Genomic DNA, 12639 nt, shown 5'->3' on the forward strand with positions numbered 1-12639 from the left:
TCCGGTGTCCCGGTCGTCCCAGATCGCTCCCGTTCAGCGGCCGTTTCGCGGGCGGCGCGGGCCGGCCGTCCGGTCAGAACAGGGCGGACTGCAGGCCGCGGCGGGCCTTGCCGACGCGCGGGTCGTCCGGCGGCATCAGCTCGAACAGCGAGAGCAGGTGCTTGCGCGCCGCGTCGCGGTCGTCGCCCGCCCCGCGCCGCACCGCGCCCAGCAGCCGCTCGAACGCCTCGTCGATGCGCCCGGACACCATCTCCACGTCGGATGCGCTGATCTGGGCCTGGACGTCGCCGGGCTTCTCGGCCGCCTCCTGGAGCACACGCTCGGGATCCAGGGACCGGACGCGCAGGCTGAGGCCGACCAGGGCGAGCCCCTGCTTGGCCTGACCGTCCCCGGGGTCGGTGGCGAGGATCCGCTCGAACGCGGCCTTGGCGGCGTCCAGGTCGCCCTTCTGCAGGGCGTCCTCGGCCTGGGCGTACACCGGGTCCACCGCGGGGAGGTCCGCCGCGCCGGCGTCCGGCTGTTCGCCCTCGGGGGCGTCCGGCAGGATGCCCTCCTTGCGGAGCGCGTCGAAGAGCTGGTCGATGGCCTGGCGGACCTGGGGCTCGGGCGCCGCACCGTTGAGGAAAGGCAGCAGCTGGCCGCCGACGACCGCCGCCACGAACGGGATGCCGCGCACGCCCATCTGCTGCATGTACGCGCCGAGCTGCGGGTTCGCGTCGATGTCGACCTTGGCCAGGATCCACTTGCCGGCCGCCTCGGTGGCGAGCTTCTCCAGGATGGGGCCGAGCTGCTTGCAGGGACCGCACCACTCGGCCCAGAAGTCCACGAGGACGGGAACGGACTGCGACCGCTCCACGACCTCGGTGTTGAACGTCTCGTCGGTGACGTCCACGACGTACGGCCCGCCGGCCGCGCCGGCCGCGCCGGCGGGCGGGGCGCCGCCCTGCGCCCGGCGCTCCTGCTGCTTCCTTGCCGCGGCCTGGCGCGCCCCCAGGTCGATGGCCCCGTGCAACGAAAAGTCCTGAGAAGGCATGGGTCCATCCTGCCCCATGACCGCGCCCTGCCGTACGCCCGTACGCCCTCAGCGGAGCGCGCCGCCCGCGCCGGCCGCCCGGCCCGTCCGGGTCCGCGGCATTTCCAGAGAATTATCCGCCTTTCTTGAATTCTCCTGTCCGGCGTGGCGGGCAAAGAATCCAGACGTCCTGCTGTAAAGGCAAAAAGATTGCTGACAGCCATCACCAAGCCCGGTTATAGTCACGATGTCGATGCATCGCGGCCCGGCAAAAGCGACCGGTGCCGGCGCCGCCGGGGGGCGGTCCGGCCCGGGGGCGCCGCGTGGCGGGTTGGGGGACCCGAGGCCACCGGCGCCCGGAGCGCACCGTCCGGCCGCCGCGACCGCATGACGAGCAACGGGGGGAAACACTTGTGATCGCGGAGCATTCCGTGATCGTGGCCCGAGGAATGGGTGTCCGCCGCGGGGGGCGGTGGCTCCTGCGCCCGGTGACCTTCGGCGTGCCCGAAGGCGTGGTCGGCCTGGCCGGTCCACCTGGTGCCGGTAAATCCACTCTGCTGGCCACGTTCGCGACCTTGCGCCGGCCGAATGCCGGCGCGCTGCACATTCTCGGACACGACATAACGAATGCCGCCGGGCAGCGGGCCGCCCGGGCCGGCATCGGCTATCTGCCCGCGCGGTTCTCGCGGGCGGAGAACATGACGGCCGGCGAGTTCGTCGCCTACGCGGCGTACTACAAGCGGATGAGCACGTCCGCCGCGCGGTCCATGGTGCGGCGCCTCGACCTGACCGAGGCCGCCGGGACGGAGCTGGCGCTGCTGCCGCCGGAGGTCAGGCTGCGCGCCGGGCTCGCCGCCGCCTGCGTCCACGAGCCCGAACTCGTGCTCCTGGACGACCCGTTCGGCGAGCTGTGCGCCGCCGCCGAGCCGTGGCCGACCGGGCTCGAGGGCCCCGGGCGGCTGACGCTCACCGCGGCCATGGCCGAGCTGATCCCGGTCCTGCGCTCGCTGGCGCCGACGGTGGTCGTCACCGCCGACGCCACCGAGACGCTCACGGGCTGGTGCGACCGCCTGTTCACGCTCACCCGCGGCAAGCTGACCGAGCAGCCCACGCACTCGGCCGCCGCGCGCCGCGGCCGCTCCGCCGCCGACCGGCGCGGCGTCCGCGGGCCGCAGACCGCCCTCGAACCGCAGGCCGCCGACGCGATTAGCCGGCGCCGCCCCGGACGGCCGGCGCCGCCCCGCGTCGCGCTGCCGCAGGTGTCCCTGCCGCAGCTCACGCTGCCGCAGCTGACGAGGGTGAGGGCGGGGCGGCCGCCCGCCGGGAGCGCCACCGGTGTCTGACCTCGGGCGGGTGCTCCGGCTGGACGCCCGTCGCACGGCACTGCTGATCGCGGTGCCGGTCCTCACCCTGCTCGGAACGGCGGCGGCCGGGCTGTCGCTGTCCACGTCCGTCGCCTACTGGGACAACACCGTCGTCGCGCTGGTCAACGCCGTCCGGTTCCTGGGCCCCGCCGCCGCGGGGCTGGCCGCGTGGACGGCCGTCCGGGAACGGCCGCTCGACTACCTGCGCGGCCTCACGGCCCGCTCACCCGCCACCGGCGTGCTGTTCGACCTGTTGCTCCTGTCGTCCGCGGTGCTGGTCTCCTATGCCGCGGTCACGGTGCTGGTCGTCGGGGTCACCGTCGTGCAGGGGCAGGCAGGGCATCCGCATCCCCTCGGCGTCGTCGCCGGCGCGGGCGCGCTCGTGCTGCATGTCGTCGCGGGCTACCTGACAGGCCGCGTCGTCCCGCACCGCACCACTGCGGCCCTGGTCCTCGCCGTGACGTCGCTGTGGGCCGCCCTGCGCGTCCCCGGCGTGTCGTGGTGGAGCCTGCTGCCGCCCGCCGCGTTCCCCCGGATCGAGCTGTTCACCACTCTGCGGCCCGCCGTGTTCACCGACCAGGTCCTCTGGGCGGCCGGGCTGACCACCGCTCTGATCCTCGGCTACGTGCTGTGGGTGACGCGGCGGCTTCTGATCGTCCTCCCCCTGACGGCGGCCATTGCCGCGGCCGTCTCGGCCACGCTCGGCCTGCACGGTTCCGGCGCCGGAACCGTCGCCCCGGTCCCGGCCGAACAGGTGTGCCGGCGGTGGCCGCTGACCGTCTGCGTGCATCCGGCCCTGCGGGCGGCGCTGCCCCCGCTGATGGCGGCGGCCACCCCGCTCGCCGCCCGGCTGAACGGGACTCCCGGCGCGTTCACGAAAGTGGAGCAGCGCCCCGCGTGGGCGGCCGTCGCGGTGGTGAACGGCGTCGCCGCCGTCCACCTCGACGAGGACCTCTCCCCCGGATACGCGGCCCGGGCCGTCCGGCAGATCAGCGATGGACTCAAAGACCCCGACGCCTGCACGAACCCCAACGGCTACCAGGCTCTGGTCGATGCGTGGCTCCTGGGAGACGACCCCCCCTCGCCCCCCGGCACGCGCGCGGCGCGCCGTTTCGCGGCCTGGACCGAGCACCGCCGCCGCGCCTGGCTGCGCCTCCACTTCGCCGAGTACCGCTCCTGCACGCTCGGCCCGGACGACTTCCGCCCCCCGGCGAAGGCTCAGGCCCGTCCGGCCGGCTCCGCGGTGGGCTCGGCGGCCCGCCGGGTCCAGTGACGTTCCACGAAGAACGGGGCGACCGGGAGGACGCCCGCGCCGAGCGCGAGGACCGTGCGCCTGCCGTCCCAGCGGAGCTGTCCGCGGACGAGGAAGACCAGGGCGACATACGCCAAGAACAGGGTTCCGTGCACCGGCCCCATCAGCTGGACGCCGGCCGGGGCGTCCGCCCCGTACTTCAGCGGCATCGCGACCAGCAGCAGGAGAAGGAACGAGACCGCCTCGGCGACGGAGACGAACCGGAAAACACGAATCATGTCCACGCGGCGTCAACGGATCGCCCTCGGCCCGGGGTTTCGCCCCCTCGTATGACGTTGATCACACGACTGTGCACGAACCGTGACATGTACCGGGCATCACGGACGTCTAGGGTGTCCGCGTGGACTGGAGCCTGCTGACCTGCGCACGCAAGGGGCACATCACCTACGCGCCCGACGAGGAGAGGCTGCGCGAGCGCCTCGTCGTCCCGTCCCCCGTCGGCGATGCGTGGCGCTGTCTGCGCTGCGGGACGTACGTGCACGGTGAGCCGCACGGCTCCGGCCCGGCCGACCGGGCGCCGCTGGTGAAGCGCGGCCGGGAGCTGCGGGACGCGTTCATCATGCGGTTCTTCGCGGTCGAGCGCGGCATCCGGGGCCTGATCGTGCTGGTCGCCGCGTACGGGGTCTGGCGGTTCGCCGGCAGCCGCGGCTCGATCGAGCGGATCTTCGAGAAGGAGATCCCGCTGCTGCGCCCGATCGCCGACCAGATCGGCTGGGACCTCGACCACTCCAAGGTGATCACGTCCATCCGGCACGTCTTCGACCTGGACGCGCGGACGCTGCGCTGGCTCGCCGTCGGCCTGATCGTGTACGGCGCGATCGAGCTGATCGAGGCGGTCGGGCTGTGGCTGCTGCAGCGCTGGGGCGAGTACTTCGCGGTCGTCGCCACGTGCTTCGGGCTGCCGATCGAGATCTACGAGCTGGTGGAGAAGGTCACCGTGCTGCGCATCGGCGCGCTGGTGCTCAATATCGGTCTCATCGTCTACATCGTCGTCACCAAACGGCTATTCGGCGTCCGCGGCGGCCGGGCCGCCCATGAGGCGCATCTCCGCAGCGAGTCGCTGATCGAGGTGGAGCAGGCGACGCACGAGTCCGACCTGCGGCGCCCGTCGCCCGCCGCACCCGGGCCGACGGGGTGAGGTAGCCGGCGCCCTCGCCGGGAATGTCCCGTACATGGCTCGCTCGGAACCGAAGAACGACGCACCCCGCAAGTCGTCCCCCGGCCGGTCCCGCTCCCCCCGGCGCGGCCTGCTCACCCCCGTCGTGCTCGTCGTCGCCACGATCGCGCTCGTGCTGGTGGCGCAGCAGGTGCTGCGCGGCCTGCCCGGCTGGCTGAACCCGTTCGGGGAGGAGACGAAGGACCGCAGCGGACCCGTCCTGCTGAAGTCGATCCGCGACATGCACCGCTACGAGGCGGCCAGCGGCAACTTCCAGGTCGTCGTGGACCTGGAGAAGGACGCCAAGTTCCTGCCGTCCTCCCTGCGCGGCAAGCGGACGCTGTTCGTGGGAAACGGCTCCGTCGACGCCTACGTGGACTTCTCCAAGCTCGGCTCGGGCGCCGTCAAGGTCAACCACGACCGGACGGCCGCGACCATCACACTGCCGCGCGCCGAGCTGGAGAAGACCAACCTGGACTCGAAGACCAGCTACGTGTACGCCACCGAACGCGGCCTGCTCGACCGCTTCGGCGACTTCTTCAGCAGCAACCCGAACAACCAGCAGCAGCTCTACGTCCTGGCGTCCCAGAAGATCCAGACGGCCGCCGCCCAGAGCGGCCTGAAGGAACGCGCCGACGCCAACACCAAGTCGATGCTGGAGAACATGCTCAAGGCCCTGGGCTTCAAGACCGTCACAATCACACCGGCCCCGCAATAAGGCGCACTGACATCAGCCACCGGCCCAGCCACGCAACAGCCTGAACCATCGCGATCGCGTCCGAAGGCAGGTTCGAGCTTGCGAGAACCTGATCGCGCAGCGAGCCGCAAGGCGAGCCGGAGCGATGCCAGCGATCGCCCGTGTTTCGGTCGGGCGCGAGCCGCTAGGCGAGCGCCCGGGCCGGAACACGAATCAACAACGCGTCGCCTTGGCCGCCGCCGCCGCAGAGGGCGGCGGCGCCGGTGCCGCCGCCGCGGCGCTTCAGCTCGTAGGCCAGGTGGAGGGCGATGCGGGCGCCGGACATGCCGACCGGGTGGCCGACCGCGATGGCGCCGCCGTTGACGTTGACCTTCTCCGGGCCGACGCCGAGGTCGCGCATCGACTGGATGCCGACGGAGGCGAACGCCTCGTTGATCTCGATGAGGTCGAGGTCGTCCACGGTCAGGCCCGCCTTGCCGAGCGCGTGCTTGATCGCGTTGGACGGCTGGGACTGCAGCGAGTTGTCCGGGCCCGCGACGTTGCCGTGCGCGCCGATCTCGGCGAGCCAGGTCAGGCCCAGCTCCTCGGCCTTGGCCTTGGACATCACGACGACGGCCGCGGCACCGTCGGAGATCTGCGAGGACGAGCCGGCGGTGATCGTCCCCTCCTTGCCGAACGCGGGACGCAGCCTGGCGAGGACCTCCGCGGTGGTGTCGCCGCGCACGCCCTCGTCGGCGGAGAACACGACCGGCTCCCCCTTCCGCTGCGGGATCTCCACCGGGGCGATCTCGTCGTCGAACACGCCGTTCTTGATGGCCTCGGCGGCGCGCTGGTGGGAGCGGGCGGAGAACTCGTCCTGCTCTTCGCGGGTGATGCCCAGCTTGGCGTTGTAGCGGTCGGTCGACTCGCCCATGGAGATGTCGTCGAAGGCGTCGGTGAGCGCGTCGTAGGCCATGTGGTCGAGGACCTCGACCGAGCCGTACTTGTAGCCGCCGCGCGACTTCGGCAGCAGGTGCGGGGCCTGGGTCATCGACTCCATGCCGCCCGCCACGACGATGTCGAACTCGCCGGCCCTGATCAGCTGGTCGGCGAGCGCGATCGCGTCCAGCCCGGACAGGCAGACCTTGTTGATGGTGATCGACGGGACGCTCATCGGGACGCCCGCCTTGACCGCCGCCTGCCGGGACGGGATCTGGCCCGCGCCGGCCTGGAGCACCTGGCCGAGGATCACGTACTGCACCTGGTCGCCGGAGACCCCGGCGCGCTCCAGCGCAGCCTTGATCGCGTGCGCCCCGAGGTCGGCCGCGGAGAAGTCCTTCAGCGCGCCCATCAGGCGCCCGACGGGGGTGCGCGCTCCTGCGACGATCACGGACGTGGCGGTCATGTGGGGGCCTCCAGGATGGTGCTGCGGCGACGTTTGCCACCATACCCAGGGGACCGCCGTCCGGTTCCGTTCGCCCCCGCCTGGCCGTCGGAGAGGGAGTAACGCCCATGCTGACCCGTATCGACCACATCGGCATCGCCTGTCGCGATCTGGAGGCGACCGTCGAGTTCTACAAGGCGACCTACGGCTTCACCGACGCCCACTTCGAGGTGAACGAGGAGCAGGGCGTCCGGGAGTGCATGCTCAAGATCAACGACACCGGGGACGGCGCGGCGAGCTACCTGCAGCTGATCGAGCCGATCCGGGACGACTCGGCGGTCGCCAAGTGGCTGGAGAAGAACGGCGAGGGCGTCCACCACATCGCGTTCGGCACGGACGGGACGGTCGCCGCCGAGGCCGCCGGCATCGCCGGCAAGGGCGTGCGGGTGCTGTACGACGCGCCGCGCAACGGGTCCATGGGATCCTTGATCAACTTTTTGCATCCCAAGGACTGCCACGGCGTCCTGACGGAGCTGGTGCAGAAGCCCCGGGCCGCCGGATGATCTTGTACGCCGGGCGCGGCGCGGGCGCGACCGGATCGTGACGTGTTCGATATCACGGTCGCGGACGGCCGGGCACCGACCGCCGCTCTGTGACCGTTCGGACACCTCTGGTGTATTTGCACCCCCGGCACCTGGGTACCCGAGGGCTTGCCGCACGCTCGAACAAAAGGGACATTCCACGCAGCGCGTCAAGATGAGCCCCCAACACGGCAGTGTCCGGAGTACGCTTCATTCGCCGGAAGAGGTCTGGGGCACTGCGCCCGTTCATGCCAGGCGATCAACCGGTCCCCGGAACCACCCGTAGCCCCGTCACATCAGGATTGAGCCACATGCAGTCCGACATCGACGCCCAGCTCAGCAACTTCTTTGAAGACACGCCCCCGCGCGAGTTCGACGTGGTGCTTCGCGGCTACGACCGGCACCAGGTCGACGAGCACATCAAGACGCTCGACAACGAGGTGCGGCAGACCCGCGAGCAGACCCAGGCCCTGCAGCGGGAGCTGTCGGACGCCCACCGGCAGCTGCAGGAGCAGGAACGTCCCACCTACTCCGGTCTAGGCGCCCGCATCGAGCAGCTGCTTCGGCTCGCCGAGGAGCAGGCGACCGAGCTGGTCCAGGCGGCCCGCTCCGAGGCGAACGAGATCAAGGCCGCGGCCAAGGTCGACGCCGCCGAGCAGCGCGCCACCGCCGAGAACGACGCCGCCGAACTGCGCGCCAACGCCCAGCGCGAGGGCGACGACATGCGCAACGCGGCCGAGCGCGAGGCCGAGGAGGTGCGCACCTCCGCCCACCGCGAGGCCGACGAGCTGACCTCCACGACCGAGCGCGAGGTCGCCAAGCTGCGCGCGACCGCCGACCACGAGGTCGCCGAGAAGCGGGCCGGCGCCGAGCGCGAGATCGCCAAGCTGCGCACCACGACCGAGCGCGAGGTCGCGCAGCTGCGCGCGTCCACCAAGCGCGAGCGGGACGAGATCCTCACCACGGCCAAGCGGCAGGCCGACGAGATGCGCGCGCAGGCACAGCGCATCCTGGAGGAGAGCGAGGCCCAGCGCGCCCAGGCCGAGGCCGAGTTCGAGATCCAGCTGGCCGCCCGCCGCGAGGAGGCCGACCGGCAGGACGCCGAGCGGCACGCCAACGCGCAGGCCGCGACGCAGAAGCTGGTCGCCGAGGCGGAGCAGCGGGCCGCGTCCGCCGAGCAGCGGGCCGCCAAGGCGACCCAGCAGGCCGAGCAGACCCGGCGCGAGGCCGACTCGCACGCCAAGCAGCTGATGGCCAACGCCCGCAAGAACTCCGACAACGTGATCGCCGAGGCCAAGGCGCAGGCCGAGCAGCTGCTCGCCGAGACCAAGGCCGAGGCCGACCGCGTGCGGACGGCGGCGCAGCGCCAGGTCGACGAGCTCACCCGGCAGCGCGACAGCATCACCAGCCACCTCAACCAGCTGCGTCAGCTCATCGGCGGCGTCGCGCCGACGATGGGCGGCGACGCCGAGCTGGCCGCGCCCCCGGAGAAGGCCGCGATCCCGGCGGCCGAGCCGAAGCCGGCCCCGGCGCAGCAGGCCCAGCCGAAGCAGCAGCCGGCCGCGAAGGCCGCGCCCGCCAAGCAGGCCCAGGCCAAGAAGTCCGAGGAGGACGACGAGGACTGGTGGCAGGAGTGACCGCCTGAGACGGTAGGACGTGACGGAAAGCCTGGAGGCGGTGAAACGTCTCCGGGCTTTCCGCCGTCTCACCCCGTAGGCGTAAGGAAGAGGAGAGCGGCGTGCCCGACGAGACCCCCCACGAGGACCGGCCGGAGCCCGCGTCCGGCGAGGGCCCGCGCGCGGCCGGCCGCCGGGTGCCCGCTCCGGCCCCGCCCGCCGACGACGGCGAGCCGGCCGGGCCCGCGTCCGGAGGCCGGTCCCCTGACGACGAGCAGGCCGCGACCGAGGACGATGAGGCCACCGCGCCCAGCGGTGCGCTGCGGCCCGAGGAGATCGAGGAGCCCGTGGGGGAACGCGACCCGGCGACCGGCGCCCCGGTCTCCCTCCCGGCACCGCTGCCGGCCGCCACGGAGCAGGTGACGCCCGAGCCGGGCGCGCCCGACCCGGCGCACGACGTCGAGCAGCGCAAGCGGGAGGCGGGCGTCGACCACCTGTTCCCGTTCGGACGGCCCGGTCAGCCGCTCGGCCGCGCCCACCCGTTCGTGTTCGGGTTCACTGCGGCGCTCGGCGTCATCACCGCGTGGATGCTGGTGAAGGCCGCCACGAACGCCAAGTCCGTGATCGTGATGATCATCGTGGCGATGTTCCTCGCGGTGGGGCTCAACCCGGCCGTCGAGCGGCTCCGCAGGTTCGGGCTCCCGCGCGGCGCCGCGGTCGCCACGGTGTTCCTGATCGTGATCCTGTTCTTCGCCGGGTTCGTCGCGTCCCTCGTCCAGCCGGTGTCCGAGCAGGTCACCGAGCTGCGGCACAACATCCCCGAGTACGTCCAGCAGCTGCAGGACAACAGGACGCTCGCCGACTGGGACAAGCGCTACGGGCTGCTGGAGCGCGCCGAGAAGGCGGTGAACAGCGACGGCTTCCAGAAGGGCCTCACCGACACCGCCACCGGCATCGGCAAGGTCGCGATCAACGGCATCTTCCAAACGATCACGATCCTGATCCTCACGCTGTACTTCCTCAGCTCGCTGCCGCAGATCAAGACGTTCTTCTACAAGCTGGCGCCGCGCACCCGGAGAGCCCGCGTCGCCCTGCTGGGCGACGAGATCCTCGACCGGATCGGCGGCTATGTCGCGGGGCAGTTCACGATCGCGTTCATCGCGGGCGTGTGCTCCTACATCTTCCTGTCGATCCTCGGGGTGAAGTACGCGCTCGCACTGGCGCTGATCGTCGCGGTGACCGACCTGATCCCGCTCATCGGCGCCACGATCGGCGCGGTGATCGTGTGCCTGGTCGCGTTCATCACCGGGAACACGACCGACCTCATCGCCTGCGTGATCTTCTATGTGATCTACCAGCAGGTGGAGAACTACGTGGTCTATCCGCGCGTGATGAAGCGGACCGTGGACGTCCAGCCGGCGGTGACGATCGTCGCGGCGCTGGTCGGCGCGGCGCTGCTCGGCGTGGTCGGGGCGCTGCTGGCGATCCCGACCGCGGCCGCGATCTCGCTGCTGATCCGCGAGGTCGTCATGCCGCGCCAGGAGACGCTCTAGCTCAGCGGGCCGTGCGGGCGAGGGCGGCGGCGAACTCGGCCACCGCCTGGTTGAACAGGTCCGGCTGCTCGACCGCGCACAGGTGCCCGGCGCGCGGGATGACCAGCAGCTCGGCGTTGGACATCGCGTCCGCCATGGCGCGGGCCTCGGCCTCGGTGGCCAGCGCGTCCTCGTCGCCGATCATGACGAGTGCGGGCACCCGCAGGTCGCGGAGCGCGCCGAACGCCGCCGCGCGTCCCGCCATGGCACGCTGCGCCCATGCGGCGGCGCGCGGCGGCGTCGCCTGGACGAGGCCCCGGACCCGCCCATAGATCAGCGCCCGCTGCCGGTAGGTGGTGGGGCCGACGAGGCCGGGCAGCACCTCGTCCACGAGGACCCGCGTGCCGTCCTCGCTTTCGAGCCGCTCGGCCTGCCGCAGCCGGTTCTCCCGGACCGGTTCGGTGTCGGCGGCGGCGCGGGTGGCGGCGAGCACGAGACCAAGGATCAGGTCCGGATGCCGCCGGCCCAGCGCCATCGCTACGTAGCCGCCCATGGACAGCCCGCCGACGACGGCCCGCCGGAGGCCGAGGCCCCGGAACATGCGGGCGACGTCGTCGGCCATCGCGTCGATCGACGGCTCGTCGTCGCCGAGCACCGACCCGCCGAAGCCGCGCAGGTCCGGGGTGATGACCCGGAACCGGTTCGCCAGGCCCTCGCGCTGGCCGAGCCACATCGCCGACGAGAGCGGGAAGGCGTGCAGCAGGACGAGCGGCGTGCCGCTTCCGACGTCCCTTGCGTACAGCTGCACCGTCATTGGGCAATGGTTACCCGCGATCGCACCCGGTGGGACAGGAGTGGCCGCGATCGGCCGCAAGCGTTTATCTGTCCGGTTCGTCCCATTCGGTGGGGAGCGGATGAGCGGCCGGGGCCACCCGCCTGACGATCTCGTTCAGCACGATCCGGACGTACGGTTCGCCCACCCACAGGTGCTTGGCGTTGTCGACCCCGATCACCTCGGCCTGCGGGACGCGCTTGAACCGCTCCCGCGCCTCCGCCGGGCGCAGATAGTCGTCGAACTCCGGCACGAGGGCCACGACCGGGCGGCCGTCGGCGCCCCACGCGTCCAGGTCGGCGTCGCCCGCGCGCTTCAGCGGCGGCGACAGCAGGATCGCCCCCTCCACCAGCGGGTCGCGTCCCCACTTCAGCGCCAGCTCGGTGCCGAACGACCAGCCGAGCAGCCACGGGCGCGGCAGGTCGTGGTACTCGGTGTACTCCAGTGCCGCCGCGACGTCGAACCGCTCGGTCTCGCCGTCGCCGAACTCGCCCTGGCTCGTGCCGCGCGCCGACGTCGTCCCGCGGGTGTTGAACCGCAGCACCGCCAGGTCCGCGAGCGCGGGCAGCCGGTAGGACGCCTTGCGCAGGACGTGGCTGTCCATCATCCCCTCGGCCGTGGGCAGCGGATGCAGGCAGACCAGCGTCGCCACCGGCGGACGCTCCGGCGGCAGCGCCAGCTCCCCGACCAGCTCCAGCCCGTCGGACGTGTGCAGCGTGATCTCCGCACGCCGCGCCGGCAGCACACTGGCCGCCCTGATCTCCGCCATGAGTCTCCTTAGTAACGGGGCGCGTTCCGGCCGCGCAGGATGCGGGGTGAGCGGCGGGTGCGGGCCTGCCAGCAGGGGCGGTGCCAGTGCCGCCGGTCGTCGCCGCCGTCACCCGCCCGCCAGGCGACGACGTGCCCGACACCCGGCGGGATCTCCTGGTCGCACCCGGGGCACCGGTACGGCTTCGTCGCGCCGGCCCCGGCGATCGACCGGACGATCCACTCGCCGTCCGGCCCGTCCTCGGTCTCCTGAGCCCACGGCCCGTCTTCGCGCTTGGGGGGACGTCCGGTGACGGTACGGCGATTCTTCCGGGGGCTCATACCCCCAGCCTATGAAATTTCGGCCACGCCCTCTTCCCCGTAACGGGGGTTCCAGGAGGTCGCCCCCTGGCAAACACGCCCCCTG

Annotated in this window: 13 protein-coding genes; 7 read left to right on the forward strand and 6 right to left on the reverse strand. The window is 72.1% G+C overall.

Translation table 11 applies throughout. The features are described 5' to 3' along the window. Window positions 1-73: 73 nt before the first annotated feature. Window positions 74-1033, reverse strand: a complete 960-nt coding sequence (locus ACQPXG_RS37235) for a tetratricopeptide repeat protein (protein WP_433463833.1) — start codon at window positions 1031-1033, stop codon at window positions 74-76. 410 nt (window positions 1034-1443) lie between these two features. Here ACQPXG_RS37235 and ACQPXG_RS37240 point away from each other — a divergent pair, with 410 nt between their 5' ends. Then, window positions 1444-2355 (forward strand): ATP-binding cassette domain-containing protein, encoded by a 912-nt coding sequence (locus ACQPXG_RS37240; protein ID WP_433463834.1) that lies wholly within the window; start codon window positions 1444-1446, stop codon window positions 2353-2355. Continuing rightward, entirely contained in the window at window positions 2348-3649 is a 1302-nt protein-coding gene (locus ACQPXG_RS37245; protein WP_433463835.1) for a hypothetical protein, read from the forward strand. The genes ACQPXG_RS37240 and ACQPXG_RS37245 overlap by 8 nt, the downstream gene beginning before the upstream one ends. Here ACQPXG_RS37245 and ACQPXG_RS37250 read toward each other — a convergent pair. Then, window positions 3595-3906: a DUF3817 domain-containing protein gene (locus ACQPXG_RS37250; protein WP_433463836.1), complete on the reverse strand. Its 312-nt coding sequence runs from the start codon at window positions 3904-3906 to the stop codon at window positions 3595-3597. The genes ACQPXG_RS37245 and ACQPXG_RS37250 overlap by 55 nt on opposite strands. Before the next feature lie 122 nt (window positions 3907-4028). Between ACQPXG_RS37250 and ACQPXG_RS37255 the strand changes: the two genes are divergently transcribed. Together ACQPXG_RS37255 and ACQPXG_RS37260 are read left to right on the forward strand one after the other, a co-directional pair. Continuing rightward, a complete protein-coding gene (locus ACQPXG_RS37255; RefSeq protein WP_433463837.1) occupies window positions 4029-4826 on the forward strand; it encodes a DUF2127 domain-containing protein in 798 nt (265 codons plus the stop codon). A 34-nt stretch (window positions 4827-4860) separates the two neighbouring features. Then, window positions 4861-5562 (forward strand): DUF4230 domain-containing protein, encoded by a 702-nt coding sequence (locus tag ACQPXG_RS37260; protein ID WP_433463838.1) that lies wholly within the window; start codon window positions 4861-4863, stop codon window positions 5560-5562. Between the two features lie 163 nt (window positions 5563-5725). On the opposite strand, the gene ACQPXG_RS37265 is transcribed toward ACQPXG_RS37260, so the two are convergent. Further along, window positions 5726-6925 carry an acetyl-CoA C-acetyltransferase gene (locus ACQPXG_RS37265; protein WP_433463839.1) on the reverse strand — a complete coding sequence of 400 codons (1200 nt, stop codon included), beginning with the start codon at window positions 6923-6925 and terminating at the stop codon, window positions 5726-5728. A gap of 107 nt (window positions 6926-7032) precedes the next feature. Here ACQPXG_RS37265 and mce point away from each other — a divergent pair, with 107 nt between their 5' ends. From mce to ACQPXG_RS37280, 3 genes are all read left to right on the forward strand, one after another. After that, window positions 7033-7467, forward strand: a complete 435-nt coding sequence (gene mce, locus ACQPXG_RS37270; RefSeq protein ID WP_433463840.1) for a methylmalonyl-CoA epimerase — start codon at window positions 7033-7035, stop codon at window positions 7465-7467. 329 nt (window positions 7468-7796) lie between these two features. Next, window positions 7797-9122 (forward strand): DivIVA domain-containing protein, encoded by a 1326-nt coding sequence (locus ACQPXG_RS37275; protein WP_433463841.1) that lies wholly within the window; start codon window positions 7797-7799, stop codon window positions 9120-9122. Between the two features lie 101 nt (window positions 9123-9223). Next, on the forward strand, window positions 9224-10654 hold the full coding sequence (locus ACQPXG_RS37280; RefSeq protein WP_433463842.1) for an AI-2E family transporter: 1431 nt from the start codon (window positions 9224-9226) through the stop codon (window positions 10652-10654). Window position 10655: 1 nt separating this feature from the next. On the opposite strand, the gene ACQPXG_RS37285 is transcribed toward ACQPXG_RS37280, so the two are convergent. The 3 genes from ACQPXG_RS37285 to ACQPXG_RS37295 form a co-directional block, all read right to left on the reverse strand. Beyond that, on the reverse strand, window positions 10656-11447 hold the full coding sequence (locus ACQPXG_RS37285; RefSeq protein WP_433463843.1) for an alpha/beta fold hydrolase: 792 nt from the start codon (window positions 11445-11447) through the stop codon (window positions 10656-10658). Window positions 11448-11511: 64 nt separating this feature from the next. Further along, window positions 11512-12234, reverse strand: coding sequence for an alpha/beta hydrolase (locus tag ACQPXG_RS37290; protein WP_433463844.1), 723 nt, complete (start codon window positions 12232-12234; stop codon window positions 11512-11514). Between the two features lie 8 nt (window positions 12235-12242). Then, entirely contained in the window at window positions 12243-12554 is a 312-nt protein-coding gene (locus ACQPXG_RS37295) for an ATP/GTP-binding protein (RefSeq protein ID WP_433463845.1), read from the reverse strand. Window positions 12555-12639: the final 85 nt, after the last annotated feature.

Origin of the sequence: Spirillospora sp. CA-128828, from assembly GCF_050945415.1 — a bacterium.
In the GTDB taxonomy this organism is placed as follows: Bacteria; Actinomycetota; Actinomycetes; order Streptosporangiales; family Streptosporangiaceae; genus Spirillospora.

Bases quoted from the DNA above. Each gene is read 5' to 3' on its own strand.
- ACQPXG_RS37235 (WP_433463833.1), bottom strand. From the start codon at position 1,033: ATGCCTTCTCAGGACTTTTCGTTGCACGGGGCCATCGACCTGGGGGCG.
- ACQPXG_RS37250 (WP_433463836.1), bottom strand. From the start codon at position 3,906: ATGATTCGTGTTTTCCGGTTCGTCTCCGTCGCCGAGGCGGTCTCGTTC.
- ACQPXG_RS37260 (WP_433463838.1), top strand. From the start codon at position 4,861: ATGGCTCGCTCGGAACCGAAGAACGACGCACCCCGCAAGTCGTCCCCC.
- ACQPXG_RS37265 (WP_433463839.1), bottom strand. From the start codon at position 6,925: ATGACCGCCACGTCCGTGATCGTCGCAGGAGCGCGCACCCCCGTCGGG.
- mce (WP_433463840.1), top strand. From the start codon at position 7,033: ATGCTGACCCGTATCGACCACATCGGCATCGCCTGTCGCGATCTGGAG.
- ACQPXG_RS37275 (WP_433463841.1), top strand. From the start codon at position 7,797: ATGCAGTCCGACATCGACGCCCAGCTCAGCAACTTCTTTGAAGACACG.
- ACQPXG_RS37285 (WP_433463843.1), bottom strand. From the start codon at position 11,447: ATGACGGTGCAGCTGTACGCAAGGGACGTCGGAAGCGGCACGCCGCTC.
- ACQPXG_RS37290 (WP_433463844.1), bottom strand. From the start codon at position 12,234: ATGGCGGAGATCAGGGCGGCCAGTGTGCTGCCGGCGCGGCGTGCGGAG.
- ACQPXG_RS37295 (WP_433463845.1), bottom strand. From the start codon at position 12,554: ATGAGCCCCCGGAAGAATCGCCGTACCGTCACCGGACGTCCCCCCAAG.